Source organism: Ensifer adhaerens, from assembly GCF_000697965.2.
In the GTDB taxonomy this organism is placed as follows: Bacteria; Pseudomonadota; Alphaproteobacteria; order Rhizobiales; family Rhizobiaceae; genus Ensifer; species Ensifer adhaerens.
The window spans coordinates 313,916-334,005 of the sequence record NZ_CP015882.1; the positions used below are offsets into that span (position 1 = coordinate 313,916).

The window sequence follows — 20,090 nt, forward strand, 5'->3', positions numbered from 1 at the left end:
CCATGGGTCGTATCGCTTACGATTTTTCCGGCGAACACGTGCTGGTGACGGGCGCCAGCCGCGGCATCGGCCGCGCCGTCGCGGAAGGTTTTGCCGCCGCCGGGGCAGAGGTCACAATTCTTTCCTCCGGCCGTGGAATTTACGAGGCCGCCCGCGAGATGTCTGAACGCTTCGGCCGCAGGATCGCGGCGCTCGAATGCGATATCACCGACAGTGCTGCCGTTAAGGCAACGCTTTCGCCGCTTGGTCGCATCGATGTCCTCGTCAACAATGCCGGGCTCGAGCGCATTACGCCGGTGACCGACGAAGACGATAGCGTAGAAGACACGTTCCGACGCATCACCGATATCAACACCAACGGCACCTTTTATGTGACCCGCCATGCGCTGCCTCACATGCGCGAGGGGGGCCGCATCGTCGTCACCGCGTCGATCTGGAGCCGTGTCGCGGTGCCGGAGTTCTCCGCCTATATCGCCTCCAAGCACGCCAATCTTGGTTTCACCCGGGTGATGGCCAAGGAACTTGGGGGACGAGGCATTCGCGTCAATGCCGTCTGCCCCGGCTGGGTGCGCACCGAGGCGGCGATGCTGTCGCTGAAGAACATGTCGCTGCGCACCGGGCGCAGCGAGCAGGACCTGCTGGACGAGATCGTGGGAGCCCAGGTCCTGCCGGGCCTCCTGGAACCGGAAGACCTCGCTGCACCCTATCTCTTCCTCGCTTCCGATGGCGCAAGGGACATGACGGGCCAGGCGCTGATGCTCGACCGCGGCGAGGTGATGGCATGAGTGCGCGCGTTCTTGTCACCGGCGCCTATCGCGGTATTGGGGCTGCTTGCGCCCTGGCATTCGCAGCGACAGGAGCTCGGGTTGCGCTTGCCGATATTCGCAAACCGGACGAGACGGCGATTTCGGCTGTACAGGCAGGGGCTACGGAAACCCTGACGCTTGCCTGCGATGTCTCAGACGAAGGTTCGGTCGCCGCCATCGGCGAGGTGGTGCAACAGACGTTCGGCGGACTGGATATCGTCGTCCACTGCGCCGGCGTCATTCATGAAGCGGCCTTGCTTGAAACGCCCGTTGCGGATTTCGACCGGGTCATCGCCATCAACCTGCGTGGCAGCTTCCTCGTCGGCAAGATGGCATTGGGGCTGATGGGGGGAACGGCTGAGGAGCCAGCGCGGCTGATCATGATTGCCTCCGACATGGCCTATTACGGCCGCGAGACCTTTTCGCCCTATGTCGCGTCCAAGCACGGCGTGCTCGGTCTGGTGCGTTCCTGGGCAAAGGAATTTGCGCCGCGCGTGCTGGTCAATGCGATCTGCCCCGGTCCGATCGATACCGAGATGCTTGGGGCGGCGAACATGAGCGCCGAATGGCGTGCCAGGGAACTGGCGATCCCGCTTGCGCGCTTCGGCAAGCCCGAGGAGATCGCCGAACTCGCATGGTTTCTCGCCGGCTCCGGCGGGCGCTACTTCACCGGCCAGGGGATCGGCAGCAACGGCGGGAGCATCATGCCATGATCGCCAATCCCATTCCCTGGCCGAACGGCGCCAAATGCGCCGCCTCCATCACCTTCGACATGGATGCCGACAGCCTCGTCCATATCGCCCATCCAAAGGATGGCCACAGCCGCGTATCGGCGATCTCGATGCTGCAATACGGGCCGAAAGTCGCGATCCCGCGCATTGTCGAGAGCTATCGGCAACTGGGCATCAAGCAGACCTTCTTCGTGCCGGCCTGGTGCATCGAACAATATCCGCAGGCGATCGAGGCCATACTGGAAGGCGGCCACGAGCTGGCGCATCACGGCTTCCTGCACGAGCACCCCCGCGAACTTTCGGACGAGCAAGAGGCGCACTGGCTCGACCGCGGCATCGAGGTGATCGTGAAGGCCAGCGGCAAGCGACCGCGTGGCTGGCGGGCGCCGCTTTACAACTTTTCCCACCGGTCCGCTGACCTCCTGGTGTCGCGGGGCTTTGCCTACGACGCCTCGTTGATGGGTGACGACATTCCCTATCTGCTTGAATGCGACGCCGGCAGCCTCGTCGAGCTGCCGTCGCACTGGGGCCTCGACGATTGGCCGCAATATGTTCAGTCGATGGACCTCGACTACATGATGCCAATCCGCGCGCCGGAGCAGGGCTTTGCCGCCTTTTCGCAGGAGTTCGAGGCGGCCTATCGCCACGGCGCGCTCTGGGTGCCGGTCGTGCATCCCTTTGCCACCGGCCGGCTTGCCCGTTGGGAGGTGGTGCATCGCTTCCTCGAACAGGTTCTCACGCGCGGTGACGTCTGGTTCGCGCCGATGGAGGAGATTGCCGCCCATGTGCGGCGTGTTGCCGAAAACGGCAGCTGGTCGCCGAGGATTGACCGACTGCCCTTTTATTCCGAGCCCGTCACGGTTCGGTAGCCGGCAGCGGGTTTATCCGCTTCCGAAGATCGGCGGCTGATGGAGCCGCAATGGACTTCGCGGAAAGACGCCAGAAGGCGCGACGCGAAAAGGGGAACGACGATGGAAAACAACGATATCGCCTGGCAGAGCGAACTGGCGCGGCGCGCCCGCATCTACGAAGATATCGAGGCGGGCGACCGCTTCGAGGGCACGATGACTGCGCTCGACTACACCGGCATGACGGTATTGACGCTCGTGCTGGTCGTCGGCTTCTGGCTCTGGGGGGCTTGAGATGACCGATCATGTCGCACTCGAACATATCTCCACTTTGAAGACGGAACAGGAAGAGGCCGCCCGCAATCGTGCTGCCGCCGAGCGCGGCGATGCGCCCCTCTTGCCGTCTGAACGGCTCTGGGGCTTCTGGGAGTTCACCTATGCCAATTCGGCACTGGCGATTGCCACCTGGGCCTTTCTGATCGGCGGCTCTGTCGGCCTCTTCGTCGGGCCGAAGGAGGGTATCGCCGCCATTATCATCGGCAACATCGTCGGCGTCGTGCTGACGGCGCTTGCCACCACCACCATGACCGGCCGCTACGGCGTCGAGCAGTTCGTGGCGCTGCGCAGCCAATTTGGTTACAACGGCAGCCGCGTCGTCTATGTGCTCGCCGTCGTCATTCTCACCATGGGGTGGCTTGCGGTTCTCGCGATGATGTTCGGTCGCTCGATCGACGGGCTGATGGCGCTGAGCGCCGGTGAGGCCGCCAATCCGACGGGCGCGAAGATGATCATCGCCGCAATCGGCGCAATCCTGCTCACCTGGTTCATCGTCGCCAAGGGGCCGACCTCGATCAAGTTCTTCAACATGGTCGTGTCGCCGGCGCTGGTCCTCTTGATGGTGGCGATGCTCTACCTCATCCTCAGCCATCATTCGATCGGCGAGCTTCTGGCCTTGCCGGCCCTTGCGCCGCCTTTCGAGGACAAGACGCTGAACTTCATCGTCGCGGTCGAGGTCAATCTGGCAGCCGGCTTCTCCTGGTGGCCTTATATCGGCAATCTGGCGCGGCTGACGAAGAACGAGCGCACCGCCTTCTGGCCCAATGTTCTCGGTATCTTCGCGGCGGCAGCACTCGGCGAAATTGTCGGCCTGCTTGCAGCAGTCGCACTCGGCGAAAGCGATCCGACGATCTGGATGACGAAGATCGCCGGTCCGATGATCGGCATCGTTGCGCTGCTTTTCGTCGCCTTCGCCAACATGACCTCGATGGCAAACATCCTCTACACGTCGATCGTTGGCCTCAGGCAGGTCGGAACTGCATCGGTTCGCGCCATTTCCTGGGGCGCGATCCTGTTCCTCTTCTGCCTCATCCCGTTCGGGCTCGTGGTCTTCTACCCGCAGATGTATGACGGTTTCTTCATCTTCCTCGTCTGGACTTCGGCGCTGAATTCCGCGCTCGCCGGTATCGGGATCGCCGACTACTTCTTCCTGCGTGGCCAGAAGCTCGACATGCGCAGCCTGCACGGACCGCAGGAAAACGGTCCCTATCGGTTCTGGGCGGGCTTCAACCCCATCGGGCTCTTTGCCCTTGCGGTCGGCTTCATCGTCTATGTCGCCGTCTTCAATCCGCAGACGCTGGCAAGCCTGCCGGCCTTCAAATACCTGACCGCCTCCGTGCCGTCCTGCCTTGCCGCAGGCGCCACCCACTACGTGCTCACGCGGCTTTTTGCCCGTGGCCGTGGTTGGGGCCAATACCCGTAACGCCTGGAGAAGACCGCCATGAGCGACACCTACGACTACATCATCATCGGCGCAGGATCGGCCGGCTGCGTGCTCGCCAACCGCCTTTCGGAGGACCCGTCGACCAGGGTGCTGGTTCTTGAATTCGGCGGCAGCGACAAGTCGATCTTCATCCAGATGCCGACGGCGCTTTCGATCCCGATGAACGGAACGAAGTACAATTGGAAATACATGACCCTGCCGGAGCCCGGTCTCGACGGCCGGCGCGTGCATTGCCCGCGCGGCAAGGTCATCGGCGGCTCGTCCTCGATCAACGGGCTCGTCTACATGCGCGGCCACGCCAGCGACTTCGACGAGTGGGAGAAACTTGGCGCGCGCGGCTGGCGCTACGCCAACTGCCTGCCTTATTTCCAGCGCGCCGAAAGCTGGCAGGACGGAGGCGACAGCTATCGCGGCGCCTCCGGGCCTCTTGCGACCAATGCCGGCAACGGGATGAAGAACCCGCTCTATGGCGCCTTCGTCGATGCCGGCCGCGAGGCGGGTTACATCACCACAGACGACCCGAACGGGCACATGCAGGAGGGCTTCGGGCCGATGCACATGACCGTCAAGGACGGCGTGCGCTGGTCGACGGCCAACGCCTATCTGAAGCCGGCGATGGAGAGGCCGAACCTCACGGTCATCACCCATGCGATGACGCGGCGCGTGCTTGTCGAAGGCAAGCGCGCCGTTGGCGTCGAGTACGAGCTCGGCGGCGAGCGTCATGTCGCGCGCGCCAACCGCGAGGTGCTGATTTCCTCCGGACCGATCGGATCGCCGCACCTGTTGCAGCGCTCCGGTATCGGGCCAGCCGCCGTGCTGCAGAAGGCCGGTGTTCCCGTGCTGCACGATCTGCCAGGGGTCGGCGAGAACCTGCAGGATCATTCCGAGGTCTACATCCAGTATGCCTGCAAGGAGCCGATCACGCTCAACGGCAAGATGGGGCTCTTCAGCAAGGCTTTGATCGGGGCCGAATGGCTCTTGTTCAAGAAGGGGCTTTCGGTCTCCAACCACTTCGAAAGCGGCGGCTTCATTCGCTCCGACGCGTCGCTGCAATGGCCGGATATCCAGTTCCACTTTCTGCCGGCCGCCATGCGCTACGACGGCAAGAAGCCGCTCGACGGCCACGGTTTCATGGTGCTGACCGGTCCGAACAAGCCGAAGAGCCGTGGCTATGTCCGGCTACGCTCTCCGGAAGCCCATGAGCAACCGGATATCCTTTTCAATTATCTCGACCGCGAGGAGGACCGCGAGGGCTTCCGCCGCTGCCTGCGGCTGACGCGCGAAATCATCGCCCAGCCGGCCTTCGACCGCTTCCGCGGCGAGGAAATGGCGCCGGGCAAGGATGTTCGAAGCAACGACGAGATCGACGCCTGGGTGCGCGAGACAATGGAGAGCACTTACCACCCTTGCGGCTCCTGCCGCATGGGTGAGGACGGGATGGCAGTCGTCGACAGCGAGCTCAAGGTCCGCGGCATCAACGGGCTGAGGGTGATCGACAGTTCCGTCTTTCCGTCAGAGCCCAACGCCAACCTAAATGCGCCGACCATCATGCTGGCGGAGCGCGCCTCCGACATGGTGCGCGGCAAACCACTGCTTGCGGCTTCCAACGCCGCAGTCGGCGTCGCCCCCGGCGTTGGCGTCACCCAGCGCAGCGGAAAGCCGCTTCGCGCCGTCCGGCAATAATGATCCTTGGAAAGGGCGGTGCGTCATGTTGCGCGGTATCGGTTACGTGGCCGCCCGGCGGCTTCGCGGCGATGACGAGGACCCGGAGGATTGGGCCATGGCGGTCGAAAGGCTCCTCAACCGCCTGATCGCCCGATGCGGCCTTGCGATCGGGCGATCGCATCGGCCAGCCGGAAAAGAAGAGGCCTCATTCGATCCGCCGGAACGCCTGCATAGCCCAGAATGAGCGCAGCCGGCTGAGGTGTCGCGATCGTGTAGTCGGACAGGGGATAGCATTGCAGTCCGGCATCGAGCACGGCGCGGTGGGAGGCCTGGTCTTGCCGGCCGCCCTCCAGCCAGGCGAGTGCATTGAGCCCGCTTTCGGAGCAGTCGATGCGGGCAAGTCCGGCAAGCGCATCCCGCCCGGCTAACATGAAAGCCTCGCGGCGCTCGGCGTAAAGGCCGCGCATCCGGCGCAGATGGCTGGCAAAGTGACCGCCGCCGATAAACTCGGCGAGCGCGAGCTGGGTTTCCACCGGGACGCTGCGGTGGATCAGCCCCGAGAGCGTGCGAAATGTCCCGACGAGTTGGGGTGGCAGGACGAGAAAGCCAACGCGGATGCCCGGATAGAGCGCCTTGCTAAAACTGCCCGCGTAGATCACCCGGTCGTCGCTGTCGATGGAGCGCATCGAAGGCAAAGGCGCGCCGTCGTAGCGGAATTCGCTGTCGTAGTCGTCCTCGATGATCCAGGCGTCGCTCGCGCGCGCCCATTCGAGCAGGGCAAGCCGGCGTGGAAGCGATAGGGTGATGCCGAGCGGGTGGTGGCGCGACGGCATGACGAAGGCGAGGTGCGCGTCGGGATAGCGAGCCATCGCAGCCTCGACATCCATGCCGTCTGCATCGACATCGGCCGGACACAGCCGCAGCCCAAGCGTGCGAAACAGGTTGCTGGTGGTCACCGGCCCCGGATCTTCGAACCAGATCCCGTCGCCAGGATCGGCAAGCGCCAAAGCCGAAAGCGTGAAGGCGGCGTGCCCCCCGGGCGTGATGACGATCTGATCGGGATCGCAAGGGTCGCGCCGGTGCAGGGCCAGATATTCGGCGATCCTCTGGCGAAGCACCAGTTCGCCCGCGACGTCGCCATAGCCCATGGCCACGGCCTTGCCGCCGCGCGTCACGGCGTTCCAGCATTTCCTCCACACAGCGAAGGGAAACCGGTCGAGCGCCGGACGGTTGGGCAGGAAAGGCCTGTCTTCCATTTGGCCGATATCGGCCGACATCCGGCATGACAAGTCGCCAATTCGCGATAGCCGCGGCGGCGCGCGGTCGGCGACATCGTGGCGGGTGGGCCTCGACAGCGGCTTTGCCGGTTGGCGCGGCAAGGCGGCCGAGACGAAAGTACCGGCACCCTGTCGTGCCTCCAGATAGCCCTCCGCCTTCAAGTTATCGAGCACCCGCACCAGCGTCTGGCGCGACAGGCCCAACTCCTCGGCAAGGATTCGGCTTGCAGGGAGCCGTGTTCCGGCGCGCAGGTGCCCTTTCAGGATTGCCATGCGCAATTGGTCCTGCACCTGGCGGAATTTCGGCAGGGCGACTGTCGCGTCGAGGCGAAGGAAAGGCAGGATTGGCCCTTCAAGCTGTTTGACCACCGGTGCGCCTCCAAAAATTGGTACAGTAGAATGCACCATAATGGACGTTTCTTCGTCGTCCAATTGTTACATCCTGTCCCTACACGAAAACGCACCGATGCAGCCCTTCGCAGGACGCAGACAAGGTGCGGGGGAACCGGGACAGGCGGCGGTGCCGACGACCGGATGCAAGGACAAAAAGCAGCCATCGCCCACGATCCGTCGTCGACGGTCAACAGGAGGAATTCATGAACAAGCTTCTATCGCGTGCAACCAGTCGCGCCTTCGTCTCCACACTCGCCCTGGCGGCGGCCCTGCCGGGTCTTGCCCAGGCTGAGGCATCGCAAGAGCTGGTCGCTGCCGCAACGAAGGAAGGCATGTTGACCGTCATTGCGCTTCCGCACGACTGGTGCAACTACGGAGACGTCATTGCCGGCTTCAAGGCGAAGTATCCGGGCATCGAAGTCAACGAACTGAACCCCGACGCCGGTACCGCCGACGAGCTCGAAGCCATCCGCGCGAACAAGGGCAACACGGGTTCGCAGGCGCCTGACGTCGTCGATCTGGGCCTGGCTTTTGCGCCGGCTGCCGCCAAGGAGGGCCTCCTTCAACCCTACAAGGTGGCGACCTGGGACGAAATTCCTCAAAACATCAAGGACGAGCAAGGCTATTGGTATGGCGACTACTACGGCGTCATGGCCTTCGGTGTGAACAAGGACCTGCTTGATACTGTACCGGTCGACTGGTCGGATCTGTCGAAGTCGGAGTACTCCGGGGCTGTGGCACTCACCGGCGATCCACGGTCTTCGGCACAGGCCATCCTGGCGCTGATGTCGGCAGGCATCTCGCGGGGCGCCAAGCCTGGAACGGAATCGGGCGGCAAGGGCCTGGAGCTCTTTGCGGAACTGAACAAATCCGGCAATTTCGTGCCTGTGCTCGGCAAGGCCGGCACGATCGCGCAGGGGCAAACCCCGATCGTCGCCGCCTGGGACTACAATCTGCTGGCCTGGCGTGACGCGTTGAAGGGCAACCCGCCGATGGACGTCGTCGTACCGGCAACCGGTGTCGTCGCCGGGGTCTATGTTCAGGCAATCTCGGCCTACGCGCCACACCCGAACGCCGCCAAGCTGTGGATGGAATATCTCTATTCCGACGAAGGCCAGACCGGTTGGCTGAAGGGCTACTGCCACCCGGCGCGCTTCAATGCCATGTTGAAGGCTGGCAAGTTCCCGCAGGAGCTGCTCGACAAGCTGCCACCTGCCGAAGCCTATGAAAAGGCGATCTTCCCGACGGTCGACGAGCTTTCCGCCAACAAGACGGCGATCGTCGAGGGCTGGGACAAGGTGGTCGGCGCCAACGTGAAGTAATCCTCCGCTTGAGAGAGAGGTTTCACCGGTCGTGAAGCCTCTCGCCCCCCTTTGGCGCAATTTTCCCAGGGACAAATCCGATGACGACAAGCGTCGCATCCCTGCCGGCCGTCTTCCGGCCACGACAGGTTCTCAGCTGGTTCGGGGTCGCCCCCTTCTTCGTCTTCGCCACGCTGTTCCTCATCCTGCCCACGCTCAACATCGTGCTCGGCGCGTTCCGCAACGCTGAGGGACAGATGACGCTGGAGAACCTCGGCAAGCTTCTTGCGCCATCCATACGATCGGCCTTCTGGATCTCGATCGAGCTCAGCCTGCTGACAGCGGCGCTCGGGTGTCTGTTCGGCTTCCTCATTGCCGCTGCCATCACGCTCGGCGGCCTTCCGCGACCCCTTCGCAATGCCATCCTGACCTTCTCAGGCGTCGCTTCGAATTTCGCCGGCGTGCCGCTCGCCTTCGCCTTCATCGCAACCCTCGGCCGCCTTGGTTTCGTGACGATGCTGCTGCGCCACTGGTTCGGCATCAATCTTTATGGCGCCGGCTTCAACATTGTCTCCTTCCTCGGACTGGCGCTTACCTACCTCTATTTTCAGATCCCGCTGATGGTGCTGATCATCACGCCGGCACTGGAGGGGCTGCGCCGCGAATGGCGAGAGGCGGCCGAAAGTCTCGGCGCCAACGGTTTTCAGTACTGGCGCCTGGTGGCGTTGCCAGTGCTCTGGCCCTCGCTTCTCGGCACGCTGGCTTTGCTTTTCGCCAATGCCTTTGGAGCGGTTGCGACCGCCATTGCGCTGACCGGCTCATCGCTCTCGATCGCGCCGATCGTCCTGTTCGCCCAGATCCGCGGTGACGTGCTCAATGATCCGCATCTGGGTTATGCGATCGCCTTTGCCATGATCCTTCTCACCGCCATTGCAAACGCAATCTATATCCTCCTGCGCATGCGCGCGGAAAGGTGGGCCAAATGAGGGAAGGGCGTCTCTGGTCCTGGCTCGCCGTCGCTTTGGGCGGGCTCTATTTCCTGCTTCCGCTCGTCGGCATGTTTGACTTCTCCATGCGCATGCAGCGCGATGGCTACAGCTTCGAAGCTTACCGCGTGGTGCTGGCCGATCCGCAGTTCCAGCAAACCTTCGGCTACTCCGTCGTTCTGGCCTTGCTCACGATCGTTCTTGGAATCCTGCTCATCGTGCCGACGGCCTATTTTGTCCGGCTGCGGTTTCCCGGGTTGCGCCCGGTCGTCGAGTTCCTGACGCTGCTGCCACTGGTGATTCCGCCGATCGTCATCGTCTTCGGCTACATCCGCATCTACAACACATCCTCGGTCCTGCCGCTCACAGGAAGCTGGTGGGGTACCAATCTCCTCATTCTGTTCGGCTATGCGACACTGTCGCTGCCCTACATGTATCGCTCGGTCGACACGGGCCTGCGCACCATCGATGTCGGCAGCCTGACGGAGGCGGCCCAGAGCCTGGGGTCCGGCTGGACGCGGATCCTTGCCGTCGTCATCCTGCCAAACGTCTTCGTTTCGGTGCTATCCGGCGCCTTCCTGACCTTCGCGATCGTCATCGGCGAATATGTCTTTGCCGCCTTGCTCAACGTCGGCTCGTTCGGCCCTTACATGGTCTGGATGGGTGGCAACCGCGCCTACGAACCCTCGGCGCTCGCCGTTGTCGCTTTCGCCATCACCTGGGCCTGTATGGCGCTGATCCAGCTTGTCACCCGTTTCTCCAAATTCTCCACCGTGAGGCGTTGACCATGGCTTTCCTAGATATCCAGCACCTGGAAAAATCCTTTGGCCCGACCCGTGTCGTCAAGGATTTCAACCTCGACATCGAAAAAGGGGAGTTCGTCTCCTTCCTCGGCCCGTCTGGCTGCGGCAAGACCACGGTTTTGCGCATGGTCGCCGGCTTCGAGACGCCGACATCAGGCGCGATCCGCATCGACGGACGGGAGGTGACGGGGCTTGCCGCCAACCGGCGCAATATCGGCATGGTGTTCCAGTCCTATGCACTTTTCCCAAATTTGACGGTGGCGGAAAACATAGGCTTTGGCCTCAAGGTCGCGCGTGAGGGCAAGGCGGCCACTGCACGGCGCGTCGGTGAAATGCTGGATCTGATTGGCCTGCCTCAACTCGGGGGGCGCTATCCCTTCCAGCTCTCCGGCGGCCAGCAGCAGCGTGTGGCGCTTGCGCGCGCACTGGCGCCGCGCCCGCAAGTGCTGCTGCTGGATGAGCCGCTATCGGCTCTGGACGCGAAGGTTCGCATTAGCCTGCGTGACGAGATCCGTCGAATCCAGCGCGATCTCGGCATCACCGCCATTTTCGTGACGCATGACCAGGAGGAGGCGCTGTCCATTTCGGATCGCGTCGTGGTCACGCACCGGGGCGTCGCCGACCAGGTCGGCACGCCGTTCGAGATCTACAACCGGCCGGCGACGCGCTTCGTTGCGCAATTCGTCGGTACGCTCAATCTTCTCGACGCCGACGTGTTGGATGCGACCACCGGCAAGGTGCGGCTTGGTGGTGTCCCGGTGGCGCTGGACCAGCCGCTTAATGGTCGGCCCGGCGAGCGCATCAGCCTGGCGATGCGTCCAGAATCGGTCGAACTGGGGCGCAGCGACTGCGATCGCGTCGTCCTTTCCGGCGAGATTGCAGCAGTGCATTTTCTCGGTTCAGTGATCCGCATCAAAGTGGCGGTCGCGGGCCAGTTCGTTTCGCTCGATACGTTCAACCAGCCCGACAGGCCGCCGCCCTCGGTTGGCACCACCGTAGAGGTCAGCCTGCCGCATCGCGATCTTCTGGTGCTTGCCGCCTGATGTTCCCTCAGCTTTGAAGTCGCCTGTGAAGGAGCCGGCTCTTTGACCGAAACGACGTTTGACGCTCTGTCGTCGCCGGACTGGCGCGCAAAAATTGCCACCCTTTCCGGCCCGGCCCGCGCCCGGCTGGCGGAGCGGGCGCGCAACGCGCCGCTGTTTGCGCACGCCTATGCCTTTCATCTCAACATGCGTTTTGGCGCAGTGACACCGCTGCAGCTTGCCGAATTCGCCTATGAGCAGCGGCTCGTCGGCCTCAAGGTCCATGTCGAGGACGGCGAGGCAGCCAGTCTCGCCGGTATGTCAGACGCAGCGCTTTCTGAATATGGTGCCGCAGTCGAGCAGTTCGGACTGGAGCTCCATATCGAGACCAGCACGACGCAGGAGACAGGTCTCTTTGATGCGGTACGTATCGCGCTTGCCACTGGCGCGACGTCGCTGCGTTGCTATCCGCGCTACGAGGGACGCGTCTCGGAAATTGTCTCACAAACGATTGTTGATCTGCGACGATTGGAGACCTTCGATCCCGAGGGGCGGCTTCGCTACACGCTCGAACAGCACGAGGACCTGAAGTCGGAGGAGCTGATCGGCATCGTGAAGGCGGTCGCCAATCCGCGCCTCGGCCTGCTGTTCGACTTCGGCAACATGATTAATGCCTATGAGCTGCCGTTGCCGGCGCTTGCCGCACAGGCACCCTATGTGACCGAAGTGCATGTCAAAGACTGCCTCGTTCAGCAAGATCGCGACGGCTGGGCGCACCTCGCCTGCCAAACTGGCACCGGCCATCTGCCGCTGCATGCGATGTTCGTGGACCTGCTTCTGCTTGGCCAGGATCGTCCGCAGGTCTTAAGCTTCGGGCTCGAGGAAGAGGAGGGCTATTTCGCACCCGCCCTGCGCTTCCCCTCGGAGGAAAGCGACCCGTTCATCGCGGCTCGCTCCGCGAGCTTCACGGACATCGGGACCACTGACCTTGGCGCGCGGCTTAGCCAAGAGGCCATCGCCGCTCATCGGCAGCTCGAAACTGTAAGAACCATGCTCAATCAGATTGCTGCCGAAGCTTTGAGGATCGACCGATGACCCATGAGCCTGACTGCCCACCGCCCTACCTGACACTTGCGCACGCCATGGCCGATGCCGCAGCCAGCGTTATCCGTCCACACTTCCGCAAGCGTGTTGTCGTCGACGCCAAGGCAGACTCCAGCCCCGTCACCATTGCCGACCGCGACGCCGAGGCCACGATGCGGCGGATGATCGAGGCGCAGTTTCCCAACCACGGGATCAGGGGCGAAGAATTCGGCGCATGCCGAACGGATGCCGAATGGGTATGGGTGCTCGACCCGATCGACGGCACGAAGTCCTTCATCTCCGGCTCGCTCGCCTTCGGCACGCAGATCGCATTGCTCCATCGCGGCAAACCTGTCCTCGGCATGATCAATCAGCCGATCACCGGCGAACGATGGTTCGGCATAGGCTCCTCCGCGACCCTTAATGAGGAGCCTATCCGCACCAGCGAAAAGACCGCACTCGGCGAGGCGATCCTCTACACCTCGGCCCTTGAGCAGTTCGACCGCGCGCGCCACGAGCGCTTCGACGCCTTGACTGCCAAGGTACGCTTCACCCGCATATCTCATGATTGCTACGCGGCCGGGCTGCTGGCGCTGGGCGGCATCGACCTACTCGTCGAAAGCAATGTTTTCGACTACGACATCCTGCCACAGATGCCCATTATTCTGGCTGCAGGCGGCATCGTGACCGACTGGGATGGGCAGCCTCTTGCGGATGCGACACGGTACGACACCGTGTTGATGGCTGCAAACGCCGACCTCCATCGAGCCGCCGTGAAGATCCTTAGCCGGCTAGGATGAAATCCAGACGACCGGGCCGCTTAATCAATTGCCTGATCGTCGCGCTCGGCTTCAGCACCACCCATCCTCGACAATCATTGTCGCGAACGAAGCGCAGTTAGGCCGAACTCGAGTTGCCGTAGCCGTGCTCGGTGAACATTCCGCACATCGGCACTAAAAGTCAGTTCATGGTGGCAATTTGCGGACGCTTCAGTGGGCGGTAGCTAGGCGCCCGACGATACCACCAAGGCCTCAGCCTTCGAAGCAGAGGTATTGACGAGGCGATGAGGTGTCTGCGGCAAGTTTCCGGATGTTCCGATCCGCTCGGTTCCAGCGCGGTGCGTTGTCATTGCATCGTACTTTCACGTATCTTGAGCTCGAAGCCCAGGTCAACGATTGGCGATGCGATTGGCAGGCCAGCCAGTCGATCAAGCACCATCTGTACAGCCTGTCGGCCGATTTCATAGCGCGGCGTGCGGATGCTGGTGAGGGACGGATAGGCGACGTGCATCATGTCGAGGTCGTTGAAGCCGCAAATTGCCATGCGGTGCGGCACGGCGATGCCTGCCCTTTGGCATTCAAACAGCACGCCCATGGCCAAGTCATCATTGTTGCAGAAGACGGCGTCGAGATCGGCGACCTTTGCCAATGCGTCGGCCAGGAGCTGCCCGCCGAGCGAGACGCGAGACGGCGTCAACGTGGTGGTCACCAGCTTGGGATCAAAGGACTGTGCGGCCTCGAGCGCCGAGCGGTAGCCGGCGAGGCGGCGCTGCGAGCGTGGATCCATTCGGGCGCCGATGAAGCCGATGCGGCGATATCCCGCCTCGATCAGATGATTGGTGGCCACCTTGCCGCCATCGAAGTGGGAGAAGCCGACCAGCATATCGACCGGATCTTCGCCATATTCCATGATCTGCACGATGGGGCAATCCGCGCTCTCGAGCAGTTTGCGGGTCGTTTCGGTCTGGTCGATACCGGACACGATCAACGCCGATGGCCGCTGGCCCAAAAACATCCGGATCAGCCGTTCCTCTTCCCGTGGAGAGTAGTGGGTGTTGCCCATCTGGATCTGCAGCGGGCCGTCGCCGAGCCCGTCATAGATGCCTCGAAGGGTGTCGGCGAAGACGATGTTCGTCAGCGACGGCACGAGAACGCCGATCACATCGGCTCGCGCGGACGCGAGCGCGCGAGCATTGGGATCGGGCGCATAGCCAAGCTGGATCACCGCCGTATCGATCTCGGCGCGCAGTTCGGCCGAAACGAGCGATGGGTCGCGCAGCGCGCGCGAGACGGTGATCGCCGCGACGCCGGCCAGTTTGGCGACGTCGGCGATCGTCGGCCTGCCACTGCCGCGCCGGCTTGCCTTGCGGCCCCGGTCTCTGGAGACAATGTCGTCCGTCACGTCGATCCCTGCCGGTTGCGCGCGCGCAAGGTCTCCACATCGGTGTTGCCGACGTACCAGTTCCTTGCGTCGACCTCATCGAAGACGACGGAAATTTCACGCTCGGCAAGCCCGGTCGCTTCGGCAATCGCCGTTACGACCTTGCTTGCGATCGCAGCTTTCTTGACCGAAGGATCGTCGCCGAGGACCTCTCGTACGATGGTGATCCGCACGAACGGCATGATTGACCTCCTGCCTCAGTAGAGACGTGCGCCGTTGACCATCAGCCGAACGGCATAAAGCGAACTGGTCGCGCAGATGTAGAGGATGTTTCGCTTGGGCCCGCCGAACACGCAGTTGGCGGTGTTTTCAGGCACTCTGACCTTGCCGAGCAGGGTGCCGTCCGGGTGATAGCAGTGGATGCCGTCGCGGGCACTTGTCCAGATCCGGCCTTCGTCATCCAGACGGAAGCCGTCAAACAGCCCGGCGGTGCAATCGGCAAAGACCTCGCTACCCGACGCGGTACCCGTTTCATCAACATTAAAGACACGCATATGCGCTGGAAGATCAGGGCCGTGCGTCCGTCCGGTGTCGACGACGTAGAGCCGTCTTTCGTCAAGGGAGAAGGCAAGGCCGTTCGGCCGCACCATGTCTTTAATGACGGCAGTGACCGCGCCCGTCGCCGGGTCGACGCGATAGACATGGCAGGCGCCGATTTCGCTTTCGGCCTTGTGGCCTTCGTAATCGCTCTCGATGCCGTAGGCAGGATCGGTAAACCAGATCGACCCGTCGGAGCGCACGACGACATCGTTCGGTGAGTTGAGCCGCTTGCCGTTCCAGCGATCGGCGATGGTTGTGATGCTGCCGTCATGGTTCGTGCGGGTCACGCGGCGGCCGCCGTGCTCGCAGGTCACCAGGCGGCCCTGCCGGTCGGTGGTGTTGCCGTTTGAAAAGTTCGACGGCTGCCGGAAGACGCTCACATGCCCATCGGTCTCGTCATAGCGCAGCATCCGGTCGTTGGGGATGTCCGACCAGACGAGATAGCGTCCGGCGGCGAAATAGGCCGGCCCCTCGGCCCAGCGACACCCCGTATAAAGCTGCTCCACGCGGGCGCTGTGGTTGACCAGCCGGGCAAAGCGCGGGTCTACGATCTCGAAATCCTCGGCCATAGGGCTCCCTCATGCGGCAAAGAACGTATTCTTGAGCGTCGCGATATGATAGCGCTATCATTGCGGAAGGAAATAGGCTTCCTTCCGAGACGTCGAAATCACGCTGATTTCGATCTAAAACCGGTGATATTCGGTCCTCCGTAATCCGCAAATGTTACTTTACAATCGCATGTGGTAGCGCTACCTAATTAAGAGACAGCGGTGTTTTCGGGAGGAAACCAGAGCGCCTCGTCAATGGTGAAAGCAGGCATCCAGCGTGCCGGTGCCGCAGGAGTTCGTGCCGCTCGAGGGTGAGTTTCATCCCCGGGCTGGAGAACAAACAAGTGGCGCGCCAATGGGAGGAAATGTCGATGGTGAAGTCACTCGCTGGCGGCATCGTTGCCGCCACTGCCTTTTTCATGCTGGGATCTGCTGCCTATGCAGATCCGGAAATCGTTTCAGGGCCTGCAGCCGAGCCGGAATGTTTCGCGCCGTGGTCGGCGGACACGAAATTCTTCAAGTTCCCGAAAAAGGACGGCCCGTATCGCATAGCACTTGCCAACGGCTACATCGCCAACACCTGGCGTATCCAGATGGTGCAGACCGCCAAGGCCTATGCCGCTCAACCCGACGTCGCAGCCAAACTGAAGGAGTTCAAGGTCGTTTCGACGGGCGAGGATGTGCCGGCCCAGATCTCGGCGATCAACAACTTCATCGACTCCGGCTATGACGCGATCGTCGTCAATGCCCAGAATCCGACGGCGTTTGCGCCGGTCATCAAGCGGGCGAAGGAAGCTGGCGTGGTGCTGGTCGCCTTCGACAACATCCTCGACACCGAGGACGCCATCAACGTCAACGTCGACCAGAAGGGGCTCGGGCAATTGTGGGGCGACTGGCTCGTCAAACATCTGCCTGATGGCGGCAAGGTGCTTGAGGTGCGCGGTGTCGCCGGCACGTCTGTCGATACCGACAGGCACGACGGCATCCATGAGAAGCTCCAGGCGTCGGGCAAGAAGTTCGAGGTCGTCGAGGTCATGGGCAAATGGGACGACGGCGTCGCCCAGAAGGTGACTGCGGACGCAATCGCAACCAGCGGCCCCTTCGACGGCATTACCGGGCAGGGCGGCGACACCGGCATCGTTCAGGCGATGATCGATGCAAAGCACCCCTTCGTGCCTTTCGGCGGCGAAACCGAAAACGGATTTCGCAAGTTCTGTGCGGCACATGCCGCCGACGGCCTGAAATGCTCGTCGGCTGGAACCGGACCCGCGCAAGTGGCCGTCGCCATCAAGACGGCGATTGCCGCGCTCGAGGGTCAGGTGGTGCCGCAGTCGGTCAAATTGCCCTTGGCCATCGTCGAAGATCCGAACTTCAAGGAAGGCCAGGATTATTTCCAGGCGGAGTCCGACAATTTCTTCGTCGGCAATTCGTTCCCCACCTGCGGGATCAATTTCTCCGCCCAGGAGATCATGAAGCAGAGCAAGGATAACCAGTAGTTCGATCAGGATCAGGGCACCGCACAGCTGTGCAGTGCCCTGTCGTCAACAACGGTTTTCCGGAGAGCGCAATGGAAAGCGGCGCACCGCTCTTTCGCATGGAAGGTATATCGAAACGCTACGGCGGGGTGCGGGCGCTTGAAAATGCCGAACTGTCCGTCAGGACCGGCGCCATTCACGCCGTTCTCGGCGAGAACGGTGCCGGAAAGTCGACGCTCATCAAGATCATGGCGGGCGTTGTCGCCGCCGACGAGGGGCAGATGACGCTCGATGGACAGCCCGTGACGTTTGCGTCACCGGCCGCCGCCAACGCCGCCGGCATCGCCTGCGTCTTCCAGGAGCTGTCGCTGATCCCGGAACTCAGCGTCGCCGACAACATCGTCATTTTTAATCCGCCGACCCGGTTCGGCATGATCGACCGCAAGGCCCAGCGGCGTCTGGCAGAAGAGGCGCTGGCGCGTGCCGGTGCGGCAGACATCCACCCTCTGGCGCTGGTCAAGGACCTGCCGCTGTCGCGCCAGCAGATCGTCGAGATCGCCAAGGCGCTCGCGCGCAAGCCACGCATCCTCATTCTCGACGAGGCAACGTCGGCACTGACATCGGCCGATGTTTCCAAGGTCTTTGCCGTGTTGAAGCGGCTGCGCTCTGAGGGGCTGGCGCTTGTCTACATCTCGCACCGGATGAACGAGATTGCGGAACTGGCAGACGATTGCACCGTGTTTCGAAACGGCAGCAAGGTTGCAAGCTACGCGGCAGGGACAAGGAGCGACAGCGAGGTCATCGAGATGATGATCGGTCGTGAATATCACAGCGTCTATCCACCCAAGCCGGGCCCGCTTGCACCAGCGGCACCCGTCCTTGAGACGCGAAATCTGTCCTGGGCGAACCGCCTTCACGACATCTCGTTTTCATTGCGTGCAGGCGAAATCGTCGGTCTCGGCGGGCTGGACGGGCAGGGACAGCGCGACCTCCTCCTGGCGCTGTTCGGGGTCTTGCGCGGGCTGCGCGGCACGGTTCTCGTCGACGGCAGAGCGATCAGCATCGGCAGCCCTGCGCAAGCGCGCCGGCACGGCATCGGCATGGCGCTCATTCCCGAGGACCGCAAGACCGAGGGGCTGATGCTGCCGATGACGGTGCGTGACAATCTCTCGCTCGCCTCTCTCGACCGGCTGACGCGTGGCGGGATCATCGATCGCCCCAAAGAAGAGAGCGCTATCGACCGGATGATGACGTTGCTCTCCATCAAGGCGGGCAACATTGACGCGCCGGTCGGGGCGCTTTCGGGCGGCAACCAGCAAAAGGTCGTCATTGCGAAGTGGCTGATGCGGCAGCCGCGCATCGTCCTTCTCAACGACCCCACGCGCGGCATTGACGTCGGCACCAAACAGGAGATCTACCAGCTCTTGCGGCGTCTGGCGGACGAAGGGGCGGCTATCCTCTTTTATTCGACCGACTATGCCGAACTCATCGGCTGCTGCGACCGGGTCCTCGTGCTCTATGACGGGGCGGTAAAACGGGAGTTGGCGGGCCCTGAGATAACGGAGCGCGCGCTGATTGCGAGCGCACTTAACATATCCTCCGCAGACCCAAGCCACCGGGAGCCCATCCAATGAACGACTGGCGGTACCGACTGACGGAGCATCGGGGCACGCTGGCGGCGGTTGCGATTTTCGTGGTGATGTTCATCATCTACACAGCGAACCATCCGGCCGGCTTCACCGCCAACGTTATCCAGACGGCCGCCAACAAAGGCGTGCTGCTTGCCTTTGTCGCGATGGCTCAAACCATGGTGGTGATCACCGCCGGCATCGACCTCTCGGTCGGCATGATCTTCCTTCTCACCAACTGCCTGGCCTCGTGGCTGGTCGTTGGCTCGCCGCTTGAGACGGCCTTCGGCGTCGTGGTCGTCCTTGGCGTCGGGGCCTCCTGCGGCGCGATCAATGGCGCCATTGTCATTTATGGGCGGCTACAGCCGATCGTGGCGACGATCGCAACGGGGGCGGTCTATTTCGGCTTTGCCCTGTTGCTGCGGCCTTTTCCCGGCGGATCCGTCAACGAGGGGCTCGCGGATGCCCTGACCGGCCGGATTTTCGGGGTTGTGCCGGCGAGCCTCGTCGCGCTTGCAGCGGTAGTCGTCGTGATATGGGTGCCCTTCAGCCGGTCGGTCTATGGGCGTGCAGCCTATGCCGTGGGCTCCTCCGAGACGGCCGCCTACATGTCCGGCATGCCGATCCGCCGCGGCAAGTTGCTCGCCTACACGCTTGCGGGCCTGGTCGCCGCACTCGGGGGGCTGTTCCTCACCTTTTTTACCTATACCGGCGACGCAGCACTCGCCAGCGGCAACGCCTACACGCTGTTTTCGATCGCAGCCGTGGTGCTGGGGGGCGTTTCGCTGTTCGGCGGCAAGGGCAGCGCCATCGGCGCGGTCTTCGGTGCGCTGGCATTCCGCACGATCGGCGACCTGTTGTTCGTTTTCGATCTCGATCCACTCTGGCAACCGCTGTTCCAGGGACTGATCCTGTTGGCGGCCATCAGTCTCGGGGCCCTTGCGCTCTTCAGGGTGCGCAATAGATTGGAGTGGTTCCTGTGAG

The 20,090-nt window shown here is 62.7% G+C and carries 19 protein-coding genes; 15 read left to right on the top strand and 4 right to left on the bottom strand.

The window, feature by feature from the left end; all coding sequences use genetic code 11:
• Positions 1 to 2 precede the first annotated feature (2 nt).
• From FA04_RS29085 to betA, 6 genes are all read left to right on the top strand, one after another.
• On the top strand, positions 3 to 785 hold the full coding sequence (locus FA04_RS29085) for an SDR family NAD(P)-dependent oxidoreductase (protein ID WP_034798545.1): 783 nt from the start codon (positions 3 to 5) through the stop codon (positions 783 to 785).
• Positions 782 to 1,519 carry an SDR family NAD(P)-dependent oxidoreductase gene (locus FA04_RS29090; protein ID WP_034798547.1) on the top strand — a complete coding sequence of 246 codons (738 nt, stop codon included), beginning with the start codon at positions 782 to 784 and terminating at the stop codon, positions 1,517 to 1,519. The genes FA04_RS29085 and FA04_RS29090 overlap by 4 nt, the downstream gene beginning before the upstream one ends.
• A complete protein-coding gene (locus FA04_RS29095; RefSeq protein WP_034798548.1) occupies positions 1,516 to 2,406 on the top strand; it encodes a polysaccharide deacetylase family protein in 891 nt (296 codons plus the stop codon). The genes FA04_RS29090 and FA04_RS29095 overlap by 4 nt, the downstream gene beginning before the upstream one ends.
• Positions 2,407 to 2,508: 102 nt before the next feature.
• Complete coding sequence (locus FA04_RS35430; protein ID WP_089046047.1) at positions 2,509 to 2,679, top strand: hypothetical protein; 171 nt, start codon at positions 2,509 to 2,511, stop codon at positions 2,677 to 2,679.
• Position 2,680: 1 nt separating this feature from the next.
• Complete coding sequence (locus tag FA04_RS29100) at positions 2,681 to 4,144, top strand: cytosine permease (protein ID WP_034798550.1); 1,464 nt, start codon at positions 2,681 to 2,683, stop codon at positions 4,142 to 4,144.
• Between the two features lie 18 nt (positions 4,145 to 4,162).
• Positions 4,163 to 5,848, top strand: coding sequence for a choline dehydrogenase (gene betA, locus FA04_RS29105; protein WP_034798552.1), 1,686 nt, complete (start codon positions 4,163 to 4,165; stop codon positions 5,846 to 5,848).
• Positions 5,849 to 5,964: 116 nt separating this feature from the next.
• On the opposite strand, the gene pdxR is transcribed toward betA, so the two are convergent.
• Positions 5,965 to 7,476 (bottom strand): MocR-like pyridoxine biosynthesis transcription factor PdxR, encoded by a 1,512-nt coding sequence (gene pdxR / locus FA04_RS29110; RefSeq protein ID WP_051659443.1) that lies wholly within the window; start codon positions 7,474 to 7,476, stop codon positions 5,965 to 5,967.
• A 227-nt stretch (positions 7,477 to 7,703) separates the two neighbouring features.
• On the opposite strand from pdxR, the gene FA04_RS29115 reads away from it, so the two are divergent.
• The 6 genes from FA04_RS29115 to FA04_RS29140 all read left to right on the top strand — a co-directional run bounded on the left by FA04_RS29115 (position 7,704) and on the right by FA04_RS29140 (position 13,495).
• Entirely contained in the window at positions 7,704 to 8,822 is a 1,119-nt protein-coding gene (locus FA04_RS29115) for an ABC transporter substrate-binding protein (RefSeq protein WP_034798554.1), read from the top strand.
• An 80-nt stretch (positions 8,823 to 8,902) separates the two neighbouring features.
• Positions 8,903 to 9,787, top strand: a complete 885-nt coding sequence (locus FA04_RS29120) for an ABC transporter permease (protein ID WP_051659444.1) — start codon at positions 8,903 to 8,905, stop codon at positions 9,785 to 9,787.
• A complete protein-coding gene (locus FA04_RS29125) occupies positions 9,784 to 10,572 on the top strand; it encodes an ABC transporter permease (protein ID WP_034798556.1) in 789 nt (262 codons plus the stop codon). Before FA04_RS29120 ends, FA04_RS29125 begins: the two co-directional genes overlap by 4 nt.
• Before the next feature lie 2 nt (positions 10,573 to 10,574).
• Positions 10,575 to 11,633 (top strand): ABC transporter ATP-binding protein, encoded by a 1,059-nt coding sequence (locus FA04_RS29130; RefSeq protein WP_034798557.1) that lies wholly within the window; start codon positions 10,575 to 10,577, stop codon positions 11,631 to 11,633.
• 42 nt (positions 11,634 to 11,675) lie between these two features.
• Positions 11,676 to 12,707, top strand: a complete 1,032-nt coding sequence (locus FA04_RS29135; protein WP_051659445.1) for a TIM barrel protein — start codon at positions 11,676 to 11,678, stop codon at positions 12,705 to 12,707.
• Positions 12,704 to 13,495: an inositol monophosphatase family protein gene (locus FA04_RS29140; RefSeq protein WP_034798559.1), complete on the top strand. Its 792-nt coding sequence runs from the start codon at positions 12,704 to 12,706 to the stop codon at positions 13,493 to 13,495. The genes FA04_RS29135 and FA04_RS29140 overlap by 4 nt, the downstream gene beginning before the upstream one ends.
• Positions 13,496 to 13,820: 325 nt before the next feature.
• Here the strand turns inward: FA04_RS29140 and gntR are convergent, their stop codons facing one another.
• From gntR to FA04_RS29155, 3 genes are read right to left on the bottom strand one after another with little or no spacing between them, the layout of a single operon-like run.
• On the bottom strand, positions 13,821 to 14,876 hold the full coding sequence (gene gntR / locus FA04_RS29145; RefSeq protein WP_234798870.1) for an HTH-type transcriptional regulator GntR: 1,056 nt from the start codon (positions 14,874 to 14,876) through the stop codon (positions 13,821 to 13,823).
• The gene (locus tag FA04_RS29150; protein WP_034798561.1) at positions 14,873 to 15,097 is read right to left on the bottom strand and encodes a tautomerase family protein; all 225 of its coding nucleotides are present in this window, start codon (positions 15,095 to 15,097) and stop codon (positions 14,873 to 14,875) included. The genes gntR and FA04_RS29150 overlap by 4 nt, the downstream gene beginning before the upstream one ends.
• Positions 15,098 to 15,112: 15 nt before the next feature.
• Positions 15,113 to 16,024 (bottom strand): SMP-30/gluconolactonase/LRE family protein, encoded by a 912-nt coding sequence (locus tag FA04_RS29155; protein WP_034798562.1) that lies wholly within the window; start codon positions 16,022 to 16,024, stop codon positions 15,113 to 15,115.
• Between the two features lie 350 nt (positions 16,025 to 16,374).
• On the opposite strand from FA04_RS29155, the gene FA04_RS29160 reads away from it, so the two are divergent.
• From FA04_RS29160 to FA04_RS29170, 3 genes are all read left to right on the top strand, one after another.
• Complete coding sequence (locus tag FA04_RS29160; protein WP_034798635.1) at positions 16,375 to 17,499, top strand: sugar ABC transporter substrate-binding protein; 1,125 nt, start codon at positions 16,375 to 16,377, stop codon at positions 17,497 to 17,499.
• Between the two features lie 71 nt (positions 17,500 to 17,570).
• On the top strand, positions 17,571 to 19,112 hold the full coding sequence (locus tag FA04_RS29165) for a sugar ABC transporter ATP-binding protein (protein WP_034798564.1): 1,542 nt from the start codon (positions 17,571 to 17,573) through the stop codon (positions 19,110 to 19,112).
• Positions 19,109 to 20,089 (top strand): ABC transporter permease, encoded by a 981-nt coding sequence (locus tag FA04_RS29170; RefSeq protein WP_034798566.1) that lies wholly within the window; start codon positions 19,109 to 19,111, stop codon positions 20,087 to 20,089. The genes FA04_RS29165 and FA04_RS29170 overlap by 4 nt, the downstream gene beginning before the upstream one ends.
• Position 20,090 lies beyond the last annotated feature (1 nt).

Excerpts from the sequence above, each read along its gene's own strand:
- FA04_RS29160 (WP_034798635.1), top strand. The coding sequence starts at position 16,375 with ATGGTGAAGTCACTCGCTGGCGGCATCGTTGCCGCCACTGCCTTTTTC.
- betA (WP_034798552.1), top strand. The coding sequence starts at position 4,163 with ATGAGCGACACCTACGACTACATCATCATCGGCGCAGGATCGGCCGGC.
- FA04_RS29085 (WP_034798545.1), top strand. The coding sequence starts at position 3 with ATGGGTCGTATCGCTTACGATTTTTCCGGCGAACACGTGCTGGTGACG.
- FA04_RS29140 (WP_034798559.1), top strand. The coding sequence starts at position 12,704 with ATGACCCATGAGCCTGACTGCCCACCGCCCTACCTGACACTTGCGCAC.
- FA04_RS29150 (WP_034798561.1), bottom strand. The coding sequence starts at position 15,097 with ATGCCGTTCGTGCGGATCACCATCGTACGAGAGGTCCTCGGCGACGAT.
- FA04_RS35430 (WP_089046047.1), top strand. The coding sequence starts at position 2,509 with ATGGAAAACAACGATATCGCCTGGCAGAGCGAACTGGCGCGGCGCGCC.
- FA04_RS29125 (WP_034798556.1), top strand. The coding sequence starts at position 9,784 with ATGAGGGAAGGGCGTCTCTGGTCCTGGCTCGCCGTCGCTTTGGGCGGG.
- FA04_RS29090 (WP_034798547.1), top strand. The coding sequence starts at position 782 with ATGAGTGCGCGCGTTCTTGTCACCGGCGCCTATCGCGGTATTGGGGCT.
- FA04_RS29155 (WP_034798562.1), bottom strand. The coding sequence starts at position 16,024 with ATGGCCGAGGATTTCGAGATCGTAGACCCGCGCTTTGCCCGGCTGGTC.
- FA04_RS29115 (WP_034798554.1), top strand. The coding sequence starts at position 7,704 with ATGAACAAGCTTCTATCGCGTGCAACCAGTCGCGCCTTCGTCTCCACA.
- FA04_RS29120 (WP_051659444.1), top strand. The coding sequence starts at position 8,903 with ATGACGACAAGCGTCGCATCCCTGCCGGCCGTCTTCCGGCCACGACAG.
- FA04_RS29130 (WP_034798557.1), top strand. The coding sequence starts at position 10,575 with ATGGCTTTCCTAGATATCCAGCACCTGGAAAAATCCTTTGGCCCGACC.
- FA04_RS29170 (WP_034798566.1), top strand. The coding sequence starts at position 19,109 with ATGAACGACTGGCGGTACCGACTGACGGAGCATCGGGGCACGCTGGCG.
- FA04_RS29165 (WP_034798564.1), top strand. The coding sequence starts at position 17,571 with ATGGAAAGCGGCGCACCGCTCTTTCGCATGGAAGGTATATCGAAACGC.
- FA04_RS29095 (WP_034798548.1), top strand. The coding sequence starts at position 1,516 with ATGATCGCCAATCCCATTCCCTGGCCGAACGGCGCCAAATGCGCCGCC.
- FA04_RS29100 (WP_034798550.1), top strand. The coding sequence starts at position 2,681 with ATGACCGATCATGTCGCACTCGAACATATCTCCACTTTGAAGACGGAA.